Below are 15,785 nucleotides of genomic sequence, written 5' to 3' on the forward strand. Positions count from 1 at the left end.
GCTGTCAGGATGCCGGGGCTTCTCCCAGCATCGCGAGCACCCGGGTCGCGGTGGTGCCGATGTGGTCCCGCAGCCCCTGCAGGGCCGCCGCGTCACGGGCCAGCACCGCATCGCCCAGCGCCTGATGCGCGGCGGAACTGCGCGGCCAATCCTCCATCGCGCTCTTCATCAGGCGGCGATAGCGGGTGGTCTGCATGTAGAGCTCGTCGCAGAAGGCGCGCAGCGCGATCAGCGGGCAGGCCGCAATCAGCGCCCGATGGAAGCGGTGGTGCTTCGCCTCATAGACATCGAGCCAGCCGGGCTCGGGACGGCGCCGTTCGATCTCCCGTCGCATCAGGGACAGGCTGGCGACGATCTCGTCCTCCCAGGCTGCGTCGCCGTGCTCCATGGCCAGGCGCAGCGCCTCCGGCTCCACGATCTGCCGCGACCGCGTGATGTCGAGCAGATGCGTCCGGGTGACCGGCGGGACCGAGAAGCCCTTCTGCCCCTCGAAGACGACGAAGCCCTCGGCGGCGAGGCGCGACAGCGCCTCCCGCAGCGGCGTCGCGCCGTAGCCGAAGCGCGCCGTCAGGTCCCGCAGCCGCAGGCGCGCATCGGGCGGCAGGGCGCCGGCGACGATCTCCTCCCGCAGGCGGTGGGTCGCGGCCTCGACGGCGGTCGCCGGTTCTGTGTTCATCCAGAAAATATATTTTGGGTTGCCATCTCGATCAAGCTGCGCATGATCGACAGCATTCGGGAGCGAACGGAGCGTCCATTGGCCCAGCGCGATGCCACCCATGACCCTGCGCGAAAGAGCTGGGTCGCCTCGGCGAACACGTCTGAGACGGATTTCCCCATCCAGAACCTGCCGCTGGGCGTGTTCAGCACCGACGGCACGGATCCGCGCTGCGGCGTGGCGATCGGTGATGCCGTGCTCGACCTGTCCGCCGCCTTCGCCGCGGGGCTGGTGACCCATCGCGCAGTGACGGAGTCTTCGCTCGCTGCGCTCATGGCCCAAGGCCGGGCGGCTTCGGCGGCGCTGCGCGCGGAAGTCTCGGCCCTGCTGACTCAGGGATCACCCGCCCAGGCGCAGGCGGACGCGCTGCTGGTGCCGATGGCCGCGGCGCGCATGCACCTGCCGGCGACGATCCGCAACTTCTCCGATTTCATGGTCAGCTACGACCATTGCCTGCGATCCGGCCGCCGGCGCGATCCCGAGAACCCGCTGCCGCCGGCCTTCCGGCAATTGCCCGTCGCCTACCATTCCCGCGCGTCGTCCGTGCGCGTCTCGGGCGAGGCGGTCATCCGCCCCCACGGCCAATGGCGCCGCCAGGACGGCACCATGCAGTTCGGCCCGACCGAGGCGATGGACTACGAGCTGGAAATGGCGATCTGGATCGCCGGCGACAACGCGCTCGGCGCGCCCGTGCCGATGTCCGCCGCGCCCGACCGCATCTTCGGCTACGGGCTGCTGAACGACTGGTCCGTGCGCGACGTGCAGCGCTGGGAGATGCCGCCGCTCGGCCCCTTCCTCGGCAAATCCGTCTCCACCTCCGTCTCGCCCTGGATCGTCACGGCCGAGGCGCTTGCGCCCTTCGAGGTGCCGGCGCCGGTGCAGGACCCACCCGCCCTGCCCCATCTCGACAGTCCGTGGAACCGGTCCAACGGCGCGCTGTCCGTGCGCATGACCGCGGCGATCCTCACCGCGCGCATGCGCGCCGAGGGGATGGAGCCCTTCCTGCTGACCGACACGCAGTTCGCGGACATGTACTGGACGGCCGCGACGATGGTCGCGCACCACACCTCCAACGGCTGCAACCTGCTGTCCGGCGACCTGCTCGGCAGCGGCACCGTCTCGGGGCCCGAAGAGATCGCGCGCGCCTGCCTCGCCGAGATCAACCAGACCGGCGCCGTCACCCTGCCCACCGGGGAGACCCGCCGCTGGATCGAGGATGGCGACGAGATCGTCTTCCGCGGCCGTGCCGAGGCCCCGGGCGCCGTCCCGATCGGCTTCGGCGAATGCCGCGGCGTGCTGCAGCCCGCCATCGCCTGGCCTGCCTGATCCAAAACCCCGCGCATGGCCACCAGGGCAGGCCCGCGCACGCTACCGCCCCAAGAGGAAACGTCCCATGGCACGAAGGCTCATCGACATCTCGGTCGCTCTGAAGGCGGGCATCGCCTCCGACCCGCCGCGCATGCTGCCGGAGATCGAGTATCACGACCACAAGATGACCGCGCCCGCCATCGCGCAGGAATTCGGCATCAGCGTCGATCAGCTGCCCGAAGGCGAATACGCCGCCGTCGAGCGCGTGCGCATCAGCACGCATAACGGCACGCATCTCGATGCGCCCTATCACTTCTTCTCCCGCATGAACGAGCGCACGGTGCCCGGCGGCGAACCGTCCTGGCGCATCGACGAGGTGCCGCTCGACTGGTGCTTCCAGCCCGCGGTGAAGCTCGACTTCCGGCATTTCGACCATGGCTATGTCGCGACGCCCGCCGATGTGCAGGCGGAGCTGAAGCGCATCGGGCACACGCTGAAGCCGCTCGAGATCGTCGTCGTGAACACGGCGGCCGCCGCACGCTACGGGCAGGACGACTACATCCACTCCGGCTGCGGCATGGGCAAGGCGGCGACGCTGTGGCTGCTCGAACAGGGCGTGCGCGTCACCGGCACCGATGGCTGGTCCTGGGATGCGCCCTTCTCCCTCACGAAGAAGAAGGTCGAGGAGACCGGCGACGCCTCGCTGATCTGGGAAGGCCACCGTGCCGGGCGCGAGATCGGCTACTGCCACCTGGAGAAGCTGTCGAACCTCGACCAGCTCCCACTCGATGGATTCATGGTCGCCTGCTTCCCCGTGAAGGTTTATCGCGGCTCGGCGGGCTGGACCCGCGCCGTCGCGATCATCGAGGAGTGACCCCGATGCGTCGCGCCCTTCTCGCTCTCGCCTTGCTCGCCCCCATCGCGGCCAAGGCGGATTTCCCCGATCGCCCGATTACCATCGTGCTGCCCTATGCGCCCGGCAGCGCGTCGGATTCCTATGGCCGCGCCCTCGGCGAGCACATGACGCGCATGATGGGTCAGCCGGTGGTGCTGATGAACCGCGACGGCGGTTCCGGCGTGGTCGGCATGCGCTTCGTCGCGCAGAGCGCGCCGGACGGCTACACGCTCGGCCTGACGCCGGTCACGCCGGTCGTCGTGCAGCCGCACATGGTCCGCAACCTCGGCATCGGCCCCGAGAGCTTCCAGCCGGTCTGCGGCACCAACGAGAATGTCCTCGGCGTGCTGGTGCGCGCCGACAGTCCCATCCGCAACCTCAACGACCTGGTCGAGGAAGGCCGCAAGCGGTCGCTGACCTATGGCAGCCCGGGGCCGAATTCGCTGCCGCAGCTCGGCGTCTTCCGCATCCAGCGCGCGACGGGGGTGGAGTTCAACCATATCCCCTTCCGCGGCGACCCGCCGCACCTGAACGAACTGCTCGCCGGCCGCCTCGACTTCTCGGCGGCCGTCGTCGCCTCGGCAAGCGGCCTGATCGACGCGGATCGGCTGCGGCTGATCGCGGTGTTCTCCGCCCGCCGCCATCCAGACTACCCGAACGTGCCGACCGCGCGCGAACAGGGGATCGACGCACAGCAGCTCAGCCAGGTCGGCATCTACGCTCCGCGCGGCACGCCTGAGCCGGTGATGGCATTGCTGGAAGAGGCCTGCCGCACCGGCACGGAGGACGAGACCTTCCGCCGCGTTGCGGCCACGCGGAAGGTGCCGGTGAACTTCATGTCGCGCGCCGATTTCACCGCCATGGTGAACAGCGAATACGAGGCCTATGGGCGCATCCTGCGGGAACTCGGCGTCCAGCCGGAATAGGACCCACCAGGGGGGCGGGGGCCGGAGCTCCCCGCCTCATCCCGCCTGCCGGACCACATGCCCCCGGATCGCCTCGGGATCCGTGCGCATCCAGCCCTTCGACCGGGCATAGGCGACCATCGCGGCGAACTGATCGCGCCATTCGGCGGAACCGGACCGACCCGAGGTCTCGACGAGCCAATCGACCGAGACCCAGGCGTGCTCGCTCCCCTCGAAGGCCACGATGCCATGCAGCGCCTCGGCCAGGCTCGCCAGGCCCTCCTGCGAACCTGCCATGATCACGCTGAAGCGCCGCAGATCGTCCACGTCAGTCAGCCGCGCCGGCTGGCCCGGCGCCAGATGCACCTCCATCGCCTCACTCCACCGTCACGCTCTTCGCAAGATTCCGCGGCTGGTCCACATCCGTCCCCTTCAGCACCGCGACATGGTAGGCGAGGAGCTGCACCGGGATGGCGTGCAGGATCGGCGCCGAGAACGACCCCACCCGCGGCAGCACCACGACGCGCTCGGCGAAGCTGCGCAACTTCATCGCGCCCAGGTCGTCCGTGAAGGCCATGATCCGCCCGCCACGCGCGGCCGCTTCCTGCAGGTTGGACGCGGTCTTCTCGAACATCGGCCCGGACGGGCATAGGGAAATCACCGGCACCGCGGAATCGATCAACGCGATGGGCCCGTGCTTCATCTCGCCGGCGGCGTAGCCCTCAGCATGGATGTAGCTGATCTCCTTGAGCTTCAGCGCCCCTTCCATCGCGATCGGGAACAGTGAGCCGCGGCCGAGGAACAGCACGTCGCGCGCCTTGGCCACCTCGGCGGCCATGGCGCGGATCTCCTCGTCGCTGTCGAGGACGGCCGCCGCATTGCCCGGGATTTCCAGCAGCGCGGCGGTGAGCTTCGATTCATCCTCGACGGAAATCGTCCCGCGCGCGCGGCCGAAGCCGATGGCGAGGCAGGCCAGCACCGCGAGTTGCGCCGTGAAAGCCTTGGTTGAGGCCACGCCGATCTCGGGGCCGGCGACGGTCAGCACGGCGCCGTCGCTTTCGCGCGCCATGCTGCTCTCGGGCACGTTGACCACCGAGAGCACTTTCTGCCCACGCGCGCGCAGCAGGTGCAGCGCGGCCATGGTGTCGGCGGTCTCGCCGGACTGGCTGACCAGGATCGCGGCCCCGCCCTCGGGCAGCGGCGGCTCGCGGTAGCGGAACTCGGAGGCGACATCGGCATCGACGGGGATGCGCGCGAGCTTCTCGATCCAGTAGCGCCCGACCTGGCCGGCGAGGAAGGCAGACCCGCAGGCGGTGATGGTCAGCCGCGGCACCTTCACGGGGTCGAAAGGCAGCTTCGGCAGGCTGACGCTGCGCGACATCGGGTCGAGATACTGGGTCAGCGTGTCGCCCAGCACGACCGGATGCTCATGCAGTTCCTTTTCCATGAAGTGGCGGTAGTTGCCCTTGCCGGTCGCGGCGCCCGACACGGCGGTCAGACGAACAGCGCGCTCCACGGGACGATCATGCACATCGAAGAACTGCGCGCCGGCATCGTTCACCACCGCCCAATCGCCCTCCTCGAGATAGGCGATGCGGCGCGTCAGCGGCGCGAGCGCCAGCGCATCGGAGCCGACAAACATCTCCTCCTCGCCATAGCCGACCGCCAGTGGCGCGCCCTGCCGCGCGCAGATCAGCGTGCGGGGATGGCCGGTGAAGATCATGGCGAGCGCATAGGCCCCATGGGCACGGCGCAACGCGGAGGAGGCCGCCTGCTCGGGCGACAGCCCCTCCAGCAGGTTCTGGTCCACCAGGCGGGCGAAGGTCTCGGTGTCCGTCTCGGTCTCGAAAGCCTGGCCCTTGGCTTCGAGTTCCGCGCGCAGCTCGGCGTGGTTCTCGATGATGCCATTATGGACCACGGAAACACGCGCCGTGCCGTGCGGATGCGCGTTGCGCTCGGTCGGTGCGCCATGCGTCGCCCAGCGCGTATGGCCGATGCCGGTGGTGCCCGGCAGCGGACTGGCATCCAGCACGGCGGCCAGGTTGGACAGCTTGCCCTCGGCGCGGCGACGGTCGATGTGCCCGTTCACCAGCGTGGCGATGCCCGCGCTGTCATAGCCGCGATATTCCAGCCGCCGCAGAGCTTCGAGAATGCGCGGGGCGGCTGCCTCGCGCCCGACGACGCCGACGATTCCGCACATCAGATTTTCTCCTTCAGAGAGCCCGGCCGATTCAGACCTGCGCGCCCCGCGGCGCTTCGGTCATCGGACGGGGTCTTCCCCTTCTTGCCCTGGAAGCCTCGCCCCTCGTAGACGGACTGCCGGCCGCGGGCGATCGCCAGCGCGTCGTCCGGCACATTCGTCGTGATCACGCTGCCCGCGCCGACCAGCGCGCGCGCGCCGACCTTCACCGGCGCGACGAGCGCGGTGTCCGACCCAATGAAGGCGCCCTCGCCGATCTCGGTGCGGTGCTTGTGCACGCCGTCGTAGTTGCAGGTGATGGTGCCCGCGCCGATGTTGGCGCCCGCGCCGACCGTCGCATCGCCGAGATAGGTCAGGTGGTTCGCCTTCGCGCCCTCACCGAGCGTCGTGGCCTTCAGTTCCACGAAGTTGCCGACATGCGCATGCGGCTCGATCACCGTGCCCGGGCGCAGCCGCGCATAGGGGCCGATGATGGCATCCCGCTTCACCGTGGCGCCTTCCAGATGGCTGAAGGCGCGGATGACGGCGCCCGTCTCCACGCTCACCCCGGGTCCGAAGACGATGTTCGGCTCCAGCACGACATCCGGCGCGAGAGCCGTGTCATGGCACAGATGCACTGTTTCCGGCGCCAGCATGGTCACGCCGGCATCCATCGCGGCGGCGCGCAACCCCGCCTGCACCTCCGCCTCGGCGACGGCGAGCTCGCCCTTGCTGTTGATGCCGCGCAGTTCGGATTCCGCCGCCTCGACGAAGGCGACCCGACGACCCTCGGCGCGCGCCAGCGCGACCACGTCGCCCAGATAGTATTCGCCCTTCGCATTGTCGTTGCGCACTTCCGCCAGCCAGCGGGCGAGGTCCACCGATGCCGCGCAGACCACGCCGGCATTGCACAGGCCGATGGCGCGCTCGGCCTCGGTCGCCTCGGCCCATTCGACGATGCGTTCGACCATGCCGTCCGGGGCCGTGACGACGCGGCCATACTTCGCCGGATCGGCCGGGCGCATCGCCAGCAGCACCAGGTCGGCGCCGCCCCGCGCGGCGAGCAGCCGCCCCATCGTCTCCGCCGTGATCAGCGGATTGTCGCCGTAGAGCACCGCCACATCGCCCGCATAGCCGCCGAGCATCGGCATCGCCGCCAGCGCCGCATGCGCCGTGCCCAGCCTCTCCCGCTGCACCGCGACCTCATGCGGCGCGACCGCGGCTTCGAGCTCCGGCATGTCGGGTCCGACGACAACCACGACGCGATCGAAACGCGCCTCCACCGACGCCAGGAGGTGCCGGATCATCGGCCTACCTCCCAGCGGATGCAGGACCTTGGGCTTGGTCGATCGCATGCGGGTCCCGAGACCGGCAGCGAGGATGATGGCAGCGGCGGGCATGCCTTTCGGTAACAAGCCGCGTGGTGCCGCGTCCAGCACGACGATGGTCAAGTCGCATTGCGGCGTGTGTCGCGGTGCCCCGGCGCACGGAACGGTCTCTTGCCTGAACCATCCGGGCTGCGTAGCGATGGGGTATGAACAGGATCGCCGTCTTCGACCTCGATGGCACGCTGGTGGACAGCGCGGCCGACATCCATGCCTCGCTCGACCGGCTCATGGCCAGCCTGGGACTGGCCGGTTTCACCCGCCCGGAGGTGATCGGCATGATCGGCGACGGCGTCCGCGCCCTGGTCACCAAGGCGCTGACCGCCCGCGGCCAGCCCTTCGACGAGGCCGCCCTCGACCGCTTCACCGCGGACTACACCGCCGCCGCCTCCGACCAGACCCGGCCCTTCGATGGCATCCCCGAACTCCTCGACGAATTGGCCGCCGAGGGCTGGCGCATGGCCGTCTGCACCAACAAGCCTGAGGAGGCCGCCCGCAAGCTGCTCGACGATCTCGGCCTCGCCGACCGTTTCGTCGCGCTCGGTGGGGGCGATTCCTTCCCCGTCCGCAAGCCCGACCCGCAGCACCTGCTGGCGACCCTCGCGGCGGCCGGCGGTGAGGTCGCGCACGCCGTGATGATCGGTGACCACCGCAACGACGTGCAGGCGGCCGAAGGGGCCGGCGTGCCCTGCATCTTCGCCGGCTGGGGCTACGGGCCGATCGCCATGGCCAACGGCGCGCCTGTCGCCGCACGCCCGGGGGATCTGCCGGGGATCATGGCGGCGCTGCTGGCATAGGACCGATAACGGTCAACCTCACGGCTGACCCGGCATGAGGCGGCAACGCCGCTACCCATGGGTGCGACAGGGGGCAAGCCGCCGCCCGACACGCCCCTTTGTCGATGCCAAGATGACGCTGTCGGGCGCGCGCCCCGCGCCGCCGGGCTCGGGCGCGGCCATCCGGTGGACTTGGCGTGCCCTGTTCCCGGATGAGGCGCCGGTCAGCCCGGCAGCCCGGAATGCCCGCCACGTGTCGCAGAGCCCGCGGCCGGTTCGCCGGCGGCGTGTGCCGTCGCGGTCATGTGGTCCAGAGCCATCTGCATGCGCTCGATGTCCTGCCTCGGCGGGGCCCCGAACATGCGGCGGTACTCCCGGCTGAACTGCGATTGACTGTCATAGCCCACCGTAAAGCCGGCCAGCCCGGCGCTCGTGCCTTCGGCAAGCATCAGCCGCCGCGCCTCCTGCAGGCGCAGCTGCTTCTGGTACTCGAGCGGCGTCATCCGCGTGATCGCCTTGAAATGGGCGTGCAGGGAGGAGGCGCTCATGCCGGCCGCGGCGGCGATCGTGTCGATCCGCAACTGCTCGCGGAAGCCATTCCGGATCGCGGCAATGGCGCGGGTCACCCGGTTCAGGCGGCTGTCCCCGGCCGCCATGCGCCGCAGCATCGCGCCGTGCGGCCCGGTCAGCAGGCGATAGAGAATCTCCCGCTCCACAAGTGGTGCGAGCACGGCAATGCTGTCGGGCTGACCGAGCAGCTTCACCAGACGACAGACGGCGTCGACCAGATCAGGATCGCTGGGATAGACGGCCAGCGTGGGCAAGTCGTCCGCCTCGGGGGCACCGCGGTCCGCGACCGTCAGCTCGGCAAGGGCCGCCAGGTCGAGATCCATCTTGCAACAGAGATAGGGCGCGCCCGGACTGGCTTCGAGCACATGACCGACCAGCGGCAGATCGACCGAGACTAGCAGGTAGCGCGACGCATCATAGACAACGCTGTGTTCGCCAAGGGAGACGCGCTTCGATCCCTGGGCGATCAGGCAAAGAGACGCCTCATAGACCGCGGGCACCGGCACGGTCGGCCTGTTCGCCCGGATGAGCGACAGCCGCGGCACTGCCGTTCCGGACATGCCCGCTTCCGGCGCATGACGCGTGATGAGCGCGGCGAGTTCATCGATCCCGTCCATGCCCCCTTGATCCACCATGTCGCGAAGGCCGGCAAGCGTCACCTGTAGGATTTGTAGGATTGTGCAAATCCCATGGACGATCGCTCTAACGCCCGCCGCGACGGTTGCGCCATCTCCTGCCCTGCAATTCCCGAACGGAAAGGAACCAGCATGACGGGACTTAGCGAGAAGATCGTCCTCATCACCGGCGCGTCGAGCGGCATCGGCGAGGCGACGGTACGCGAACTGGCCGCGGCGGGCGCGAGGCTGTTCATCGGCGCACGCCGCAGCGAGCGCCTGAAGGCGTTGGCGCAGGAATTGGGCGCACAGGTCGACTGGCGCGAACTCGATGTCACGGACCCGGACAGCTTCGGCGCCTTCGCCGAGGCCGCCGAAGCGCGGTTCGGCCGGATCGACGTGCTGGTGAACAATGCGGGGATCATGCCGCTGTCACCGCTCGCCGCGCTGAAGCGGGACGAATGGACACGAATGATCGATGTCAACATCCACGGCGTCCTGAACGGCATCGCCGCGGTCCTGCCGCGCTTCGTGGCGCGCGGGAACGGCCATGTCGTCAATGTCGCGTCGGTCGGCGCACATCTCGTGCTGCCGACGGCCGCGGTCTATTGCGCCACCAAATATGCCGTGTGGGCGATCACCGAGGGGCTGCGGCAGGAGCATGACGACATCCGCGCCACCATCATCTCGCCCGGCGTCGTCGCGACCGAACTGGGCAACGACATCACCGACCCGCAGGTAGCCGCCGCGCTCAAGGATTGGCGGCAGAAGTCGCTCACCCCCGATGCGATCGCCCGCGCCATCCACTACGCGCTCGCGCAACCCGAAGGCGTGGACGTCAACGAGGTGATCGTGCGTCCCACGGCCGCCAACATGTAGGGGAGAACCCGGCACTTCGGGGTCGGCCTTCGGGCAAGCAGGCCGGCTCCCCGAAGGGCCCTCCCGCCCCTCTCAATGCGCCGGGTCGCTGCAATGCCCGTGGTCGAAATCCGCCAGTGTCTCGATCACCCGGCATTCCCCGACCACCCCGCCGGCGCAGCTCGTCGCCATCCGTTCCAGTTCCGCGCGCAGTGCGGCCAGCCGCCGCATGCGCGCGTCGATCTCGCGGATCTGCGCCGTGGCGAGGTCATGCGCCTGCCCGCAATCGGCCTCCGGATGGCTGGCCAGGTCCAGCAATGCGCGGATCGCGGCACTCTCGAACCCCAGTTCCCGCGCGTGGCGGATGAAGCCGAGCCGGCGCAGATGCGCCTCGGCATAGACGCGGTGGCCGCCTTCGCTGCGGGCCGCGGGGGGCAGCCAGCCCTCCTGTTCGTACCAGCGGATGGTGGTGGGCTTCACGCCCGTCGCACGGGCCAGGTCGCCGATGGAATAGGTCATCCGTCGCGCTCCGCCAGGAAGCGGGCGAAGGCGGCCAGCGCCTTGTCGCTCGCATGGTGTTCGAGACCTTCCGCATCCTGTTCCGCCGTCTCGGGATCGAGCCCGACGGCGATCAGGAACCGCACCACCAGGTCGTGCCGCGCCTTGGCCGTGGTCGCCATCTCGGTCCCCGCATCGGTCAGGAACAGGCCGCGATAGGGCTTGGTCTCGACCAGCCCGTCGCGCTGCAGCCGCCCGACCGTCGCGGTGACCGTCGCCTGGGACACGCCCATGCGGCGCGCCAGGTCCACGGCCCGCGCCTCGCCTTCCACCCGCAGCAGGTCGGCGATCAGTTCGACATAGTCCTCCGCCGTGGCGGTGCGGTCCGCCTCCCGCTGCCGCGCGAAGCGGGCGGCCTGGTCCTCGGCGGGGGGAAGCGAACGACGTGGCATCTGAGACTGGCGATTCCGCAATTGACCCTCTTGATAGCCGCCCGAACACTTCTTAGCCTAGGCTAACTTTCGGAGACACTGCATGACCCCGCCCTCGGACACTGCTGCTGCGGCACTTCCCGGCCCGGCCCCCAGTCTGCCGGAGGTGCACCGCTCCGTAGCGGTGCCCAATGCCGGGGGGTTCCTGCGCAAGCTGTTCGCCTTCATGGGGCCGGGCTATCTGGTCGCGGTCGGCTACATGGACCCGGGCAACTGGGCGACCGCGCTCGCCGGCGGATCGGCCTTCGGCTACACGCTGCTCTCGGTCGCGCTGCTCTCCTCGCTGATGGCGATCCTGCTCCAGGCGCTCTGTGCGCGGGTGGGCGTCGCCACGGGGCGCGATCTCGCCCAGCTCTGCCGGGAACGCTTCCCGAAGCCCGTCGCCTATCCGCTGTGGCTTTTCGCCGAGGCCGCGATCTGCGCCACCGACCTTGCCGAGCTGATCGGCACGGCGATCGCGCTTGAACTGCTGTTCGGCATTCCGCTGCTGGTCGGTGTCGTGCTGACCGCGCTCGATGCCTTCCTGATCCTGTGGCTACAGAACAAGGGCGTGCGCTGGCTCGAAGCCCTGATCTTCGGCCTGATCATGCTGATCTTCGGCTGCTTCGCGGTGCAGATCGCGCTGTCGAACCCGGTCTGGGGCGATGTGCTGCGGGGCTACATCCCGGCGACCAGCATCGTCACGAACCAGACCCAGCTCTACATCGCCATCGGTATCCTGGGTGCGACGGTGATGCCCCACAACCTCTACCTGCACACTGCCGTGGTGCAGTCCCGCGCCTGGGAGGACAGCGAGGCCGGCCGCAGGGAGGCGATCCGCTTCGCCACCTGGGACAGCTCCATCGCCCTTGGCCTCGCGCTGATGATCAACTCCGCGATCCTCATCACCGCCGCCGCGGTCTTCCACACGTCGGGCAACACGGAAGTCGCGGAGATCCAGGACGCCTACCAGCTCATGACCCCGCTGCTGGGCGGGACGCTGGCTGCGACGCTGTTCGCCGTGGCGCTGCTGCTGTCGGGCGTCAACTCGACGGTCACGGCGACGCTGGCGGGCCAGGTGGTGATGGAAGGCTTCCTGCGCTTCCGCCTGCCGCCGGTGACGCGGCGGCTGATCACCCGGCTGATCGCCATCGTCCCGGCGGTGATCGTCACTTGGCACTATGGGGAATCGGGAACGGCACAGCTGCTGATCCTGTCCCAGGTGATCCTGTCCATGCAGCTTCCCTTCGCCGTCATCCCGCTGATGATGTTTGCATCGGACAAGCGGCGGCTCGGCGCGCTCGCCGCGCCGCGCTGGCAGGTCGTGCTTGGCTGGGCCTGCGCGCTGCTGATCCTGGTGCTGAACACCAAGGTGCTGTTCGACGCGCTGTTCGGGGACTGACGCCAACGGCCCTGTCCGGGACCGTCGGCATCCGCATGTGCCGGCCATCGGATGTCGGGCGCGAACCACCGGCCTGCCTGACTTCACCGGGCTGCCGGCGAGCCGCATTCCGGTACCCCGGTCATGTTGCAGGGCAAGGTGACCGGGAACTCGTCGCGGCCTCGGCACGAGACCCGTGCCGCTGGCATGACACGAATTCGCCTCTTGAACCTCCAGCCGCTGGAGGCCCCATACCCATATCCGTGAGCTGAGGAGCCACGGTTGATGGGATCGCAGAACAAGGTGCAGTGGCGCGTCGAGGGCATGGATTGCGCCGCCTGCGTGATGAAGGTGACGAAGGCGGTCGAAAGGCTGCCCGGCGTGTCCGAGGTCTCGGTCAACCTGATGTCGGAGCGGCTGACCGCGACGCTCGTCCCCGACACAGGCAGCGCCGAGGCCATCATCCGGCAGGTCACTGCGCTCGGCTACACGGTCAGCCCGATCGATGGCGTGGCGCCGGCCGCGCCGGCGCATCACCACGACCATGACCATGACCATGACCATGACCATGACCATGACCACGATCATGATCACGGCCACGACGCCGCCGGGGAGGCCCCCGCGGCCCACGGTCACGACCATGATTCCCCCGCCGATGCCGGCAAGCCCTGGTACGCCACCGGCAAGGCGAAGCTGGTCTGGCTGCTCGGCGGGCTGGTGGTCGGCGCCTATGCGCTGTCGCTCGCGCTGCCGCACAACTTCACCTACCCGCTCTTCCTCGCCGCGACCCTTGTCGCGCTGATCCCCTTCGGCCGCCGCGCCTTCGCCCTCGCCCGCGCCGGCAGCCCTTTTTCCATCGAGACGCTAATGGTCACCGCCGCCCTCGGCGCCGTGGTGATCGGCGCGGCGGAGGAAGCCGCCGTCGTCGTCCTGCTCTTCGCCCTGGGCGAGATGCTGGAAGGGGTCGCCGCCGGCCGCGCGCGGGACGGCATCCGGGCGCTGGCCGCGCTGATCCCGCGCATCGCGCTGCGTCTCGGACCCGACGGCACCACCGAACAGATCCCGGCCGAACGCCTCGCCATCAATGACCTGGTCCTGGTGCGCCCCGGCGACCGCGTGCCCTGCGACGGCGTGATCGAGGACGGCACCTCCGCCCTCGACGAGAGCCCCGTGACCGGGGAGAGCATCCCGGTCACCCGCGCCCCCGGGGACGCCGTCGTCGCCGGCAGCATCAATGCCGAGGGCGCGCTGCGCATCCGCGTCACGCGCGCGGCCGCCGACAACACCATCGCCCGCATCATCCGCATGGTGGAGGAAGCGACCGCCTCCCGCGCGCCCACCCAGCGCTTCATCGAGCGCTTCGCGGCCTGGTGGACACCCGGGGCAATGGCGGTTTCCGCCGCGGTGATCCTCCTCACGCCGTTCCTCTTCGGCTGGGACTGGGAGACGAGCCTCTATCGCGGCCTCGCCGTGCTGCTGATCGCCTGCCCCTGCGCGCTGGTGATCTCAGTGCCTGCCGCGATGGCCTCGGGGCTGTCGGCCGGGGCGCGGCGCGGGCTGCTGATCAAGGGCGGCGCGGCGCTGGAAGCGCTCGGCCAGGCGCGCCACGTCGCCTTCGACAAGACCGGCACGCTGACCGAGGGCCGGCCCCGCGTGACCGACCTGCTGCCCGCCGCGGGCGGCGACGAGGCCGCGCTGCTGGCCATGGCCGCCGCGGTGGAGCAGGGCTCCTCCCACCCCCTCGCCCGCGCCATCCTGGCCGAGGCCGAGTCGCGCGGCGTCGCCATCCCGCCGGCCGACGCCCAGGGCGCGATCCCCGGCCGTGCCGTGACCGGCCTCGTCGACGGCCGCCGCATCAGCATCGGCAGCCCGCGCCATGCGCGGGAGGAAGGTGCCGATCTGGGTCCGCTCGCCGACGCCGTCGCGCTCTGCGAAAGCGAGGGCAAGACCGTCGCCGTGGTCATCGCCGATGGCGCCGCCGCCGGGCTGATCGCGCTGCGCGACGAACCCCGCGGCGATGCGCCGTCCGGCGTCGCGGCCATCCGGGCGCTCGGGCTGCGCCCGGTGATGCTGACCGGCGACAATGCCCGCACCGCGACGGCGATCGCCGAGGGGCTCGGCCTGGAGGCCCAGGCGGAACTGCTGCCCGACGACAAGCTGCGCGCCATCGCCGCGCTGCGCGAGGATGGCGCGGTGGTGATGGTGGGCGACGGCATCAACGACGCCCCGGCCCTCGCCGCCGCGACGGTCGGCGTGGCGATGGGCGGCGGCACCGATGTCGCGCTCGAGACCGCCGACGCCGCCGTGCTGAAGGACCGCGTCTCCGGCGTCGCGGAACTGGTCGGCCTGTCCCGCGCGACCCTGCGCAATGTGAAGGAAAACGTCGCCGTCGCGGTCGGGCTGAAGGGCGTCTTCCTGGTCACCACGCTGATCGGCGTCACCGGCCTGTGGCCGGCCATCCTGGCCGATACCGGCGCCACGGTGCTGGTCACGCTCAACGCGCTGCGGCTGCTGCGCTGGCGGCCTGCGGCGTAGCGCGCCCCCTGGAACCGTCGCCGCTGTCGTGCCACCACCGGCACCCAGACAGCGACGGCTCCGGTGACGATGACCCTTCTCCCGCGCGGCCTGGCCGCCCTGATGCTTCTCACTGCCTGCGCCGCGCCGGGCGAGCGGACCGCCGTCGACAGCCTCTCGCCCGAGGCGAGCCTCGATGCGCGCAGCCTCGGCCGGGCTGCCGCCGCCGCGCGGCCGGCCTCGGTGCAGGTGCGGGATGAGCCAGGCAATCCGGCGGTTCTCTTCACCGTCTCGCCGCGGCTGCAGACCGGGTCGCCGAACAGCCTGCCGATGATCGTCACCAGCTTCGGCGCGGAACGCCAGCGATCGGACGGCGCGACCGCCTATCGCGCCCTGGTCAGCATCAGCAATGCGCGCCGCGCGGCGGGATTCGCGCATGCCGCCACGCGACAGGGCACGGACATCCCGCTGCAGGTCCTGTCGCGCGACACGCAATGCGCCGGCGCCGGCTGCCTCTTCGCCGAAACGCTGATGCTGACCTTCCCAACCGACATGGTGCGCCAGGCCGCCGAGGCTGGCGCCCCGCTGCGCGCCCGCCTGACCGGCAGTGCCGCCTATGTCGAGGCCAACATCCCCGCCGGCCATGTCCGCGCGCTGTGGGAGGCGACGGCGGCCCCCGCGACCCGCTGAAGCGCCGGCCCCAGCCAACAGCGGCTG

15 protein-coding genes are annotated in these 15,785 nt (G+C 70.1%); 8 read left to right on the forward strand and 7 right to left on the reverse strand.

Annotated features, from left to right (window positions below):
* Window positions 1-4: 4 nt before the first annotated feature.
* Window positions 5-676, reverse strand: a complete 672-nt coding sequence (locus KPL78_RS12835; RefSeq protein WP_219763358.1) for a GntR family transcriptional regulator — start codon at window positions 674-676, stop codon at window positions 5-7.
* A gap of 42 nt (window positions 677-718) precedes the next feature.
* On the opposite strand from KPL78_RS12835, the gene fahA reads away from it, so the two are divergent.
* The 3 genes from fahA to KPL78_RS12850 all read left to right on the forward strand — a co-directional run bounded on the left by fahA (window position 719) and on the right by KPL78_RS12850 (window position 3,844).
* On the forward strand, window positions 719-2,041 hold the full coding sequence (fahA, locus tag KPL78_RS12840; protein WP_219763359.1) for a fumarylacetoacetase: 1,323 nt from the start codon (window positions 719-721) through the stop codon (window positions 2,039-2,041).
* A 67-nt stretch (window positions 2,042-2,108) separates the two neighbouring features.
* Window positions 2,109-2,897, forward strand: coding sequence for a cyclase family protein (locus KPL78_RS12845; protein WP_219763360.1), 789 nt, complete (start codon window positions 2,109-2,111; stop codon window positions 2,895-2,897).
* 5 nt (window positions 2,898-2,902) lie between these two features.
* Window positions 2,903-3,844, forward strand: coding sequence for a tripartite tricarboxylate transporter substrate binding protein (locus KPL78_RS12850; protein ID WP_219763361.1), 942 nt, complete (start codon window positions 2,903-2,905; stop codon window positions 3,842-3,844).
* A gap of 36 nt (window positions 3,845-3,880) precedes the next feature.
* On the opposite strand, the gene KPL78_RS12855 is transcribed toward KPL78_RS12850, so the two are convergent.
* The 3 genes from KPL78_RS12855 to glmU are packed head-to-tail and all read right to left on the reverse strand — an operon-like array spanning window position 3,881 to window position 7,402.
* Complete coding sequence (locus tag KPL78_RS12855; RefSeq protein WP_219763362.1) at window positions 3,881-4,195, reverse strand: hypothetical protein; 315 nt, start codon at window positions 4,193-4,195, stop codon at window positions 3,881-3,883.
* A gap of 4 nt (window positions 4,196-4,199) precedes the next feature.
* Window positions 4,200-6,023 carry a glutamine--fructose-6-phosphate transaminase (isomerizing) gene (glmS, locus tag KPL78_RS12860; RefSeq protein ID WP_219763363.1) on the reverse strand — a complete coding sequence of 608 codons (1,824 nt, stop codon included), beginning with the start codon at window positions 6,021-6,023 and terminating at the stop codon, window positions 4,200-4,202.
* On the reverse strand, window positions 6,023-7,402 hold the full coding sequence (gene glmU / locus KPL78_RS12865; protein ID WP_219763364.1) for a bifunctional UDP-N-acetylglucosamine diphosphorylase/glucosamine-1-phosphate N-acetyltransferase GlmU: 1,380 nt from the start codon (window positions 7,400-7,402) through the stop codon (window positions 6,023-6,025). Before glmU ends, glmS begins: the two co-directional genes overlap by 1 nt.
* A 134-nt stretch (window positions 7,403-7,536) precedes the next feature.
* On the opposite strand from glmU, the gene gph reads away from it, so the two are divergent.
* Window positions 7,537-8,184 (forward strand): phosphoglycolate phosphatase, encoded by a 648-nt coding sequence (gene gph / locus KPL78_RS12870; protein ID WP_219763365.1) that lies wholly within the window; start codon window positions 7,537-7,539, stop codon window positions 8,182-8,184.
* Window positions 8,185-8,387: 203 nt separating this feature from the next.
* Here the strand turns inward: gph and KPL78_RS12875 are convergent, their stop codons facing one another.
* Window positions 8,388-9,350, reverse strand: a complete 963-nt coding sequence (locus tag KPL78_RS12875; protein WP_219763366.1) for an AraC family transcriptional regulator — start codon at window positions 9,348-9,350, stop codon at window positions 8,388-8,390.
* 150 nt (window positions 9,351-9,500) lie between these two features.
* On the opposite strand from KPL78_RS12875, the gene KPL78_RS12880 reads away from it, so the two are divergent.
* Complete coding sequence (locus KPL78_RS12880) at window positions 9,501-10,226, forward strand: SDR family oxidoreductase (protein WP_219763367.1); 726 nt, start codon at window positions 9,501-9,503, stop codon at window positions 10,224-10,226.
* A gap of 72 nt (window positions 10,227-10,298) precedes the next feature.
* Here the strand turns inward: KPL78_RS12880 and KPL78_RS12885 are convergent, their stop codons facing one another.
* Both KPL78_RS12885 and mntR read right to left on the reverse strand, forming a co-directional pair.
* The gene (locus KPL78_RS12885) at window positions 10,299-10,724 is read right to left on the reverse strand and encodes a MerR family transcriptional regulator (protein WP_219763368.1); all 426 of its coding nucleotides are present in this window, start codon (window positions 10,722-10,724) and stop codon (window positions 10,299-10,301) included.
* The gene (mntR, locus tag KPL78_RS12890) at window positions 10,721-11,176 is read right to left on the reverse strand and encodes a manganese-binding transcriptional regulator MntR (protein ID WP_255568948.1); all 456 of its coding nucleotides are present in this window, start codon (window positions 11,174-11,176) and stop codon (window positions 10,721-10,723) included. The genes KPL78_RS12885 and mntR overlap by 4 nt, the downstream gene beginning before the upstream one ends.
* A gap of 61 nt (window positions 11,177-11,237) precedes the next feature.
* Here mntR and KPL78_RS12895 point away from each other — a divergent pair, with 61 nt between their 5' ends.
* The 3 genes from KPL78_RS12895 to KPL78_RS12905 all read left to right on the forward strand — a co-directional run bounded on the left by KPL78_RS12895 (window position 11,238) and on the right by KPL78_RS12905 (window position 15,758).
* Entirely contained in the window at window positions 11,238-12,575 is a 1,338-nt protein-coding gene (locus tag KPL78_RS12895) for an Nramp family divalent metal transporter (RefSeq protein WP_219763370.1), read from the forward strand.
* Between the two features lie 264 nt (window positions 12,576-12,839).
* Complete coding sequence (locus tag KPL78_RS12900) at window positions 12,840-15,089, forward strand: heavy metal translocating P-type ATPase (RefSeq protein ID WP_255568949.1); 2,250 nt, start codon at window positions 12,840-12,842, stop codon at window positions 15,087-15,089.
* Window positions 15,090-15,158: 69 nt separating this feature from the next.
* Complete coding sequence (locus KPL78_RS12905) at window positions 15,159-15,758, forward strand: hypothetical protein (protein WP_219763371.1); 600 nt, start codon at window positions 15,159-15,161, stop codon at window positions 15,756-15,758.
* Window positions 15,759-15,785: the final 27 nt, after the last annotated feature.

This window comes from Roseomonas alba, assembly GCF_019430885.1.
GTDB lineage: Bacteria > Pseudomonadota > Alphaproteobacteria > Acetobacterales > Acetobacteraceae > Neoroseomonas > Neoroseomonas alba.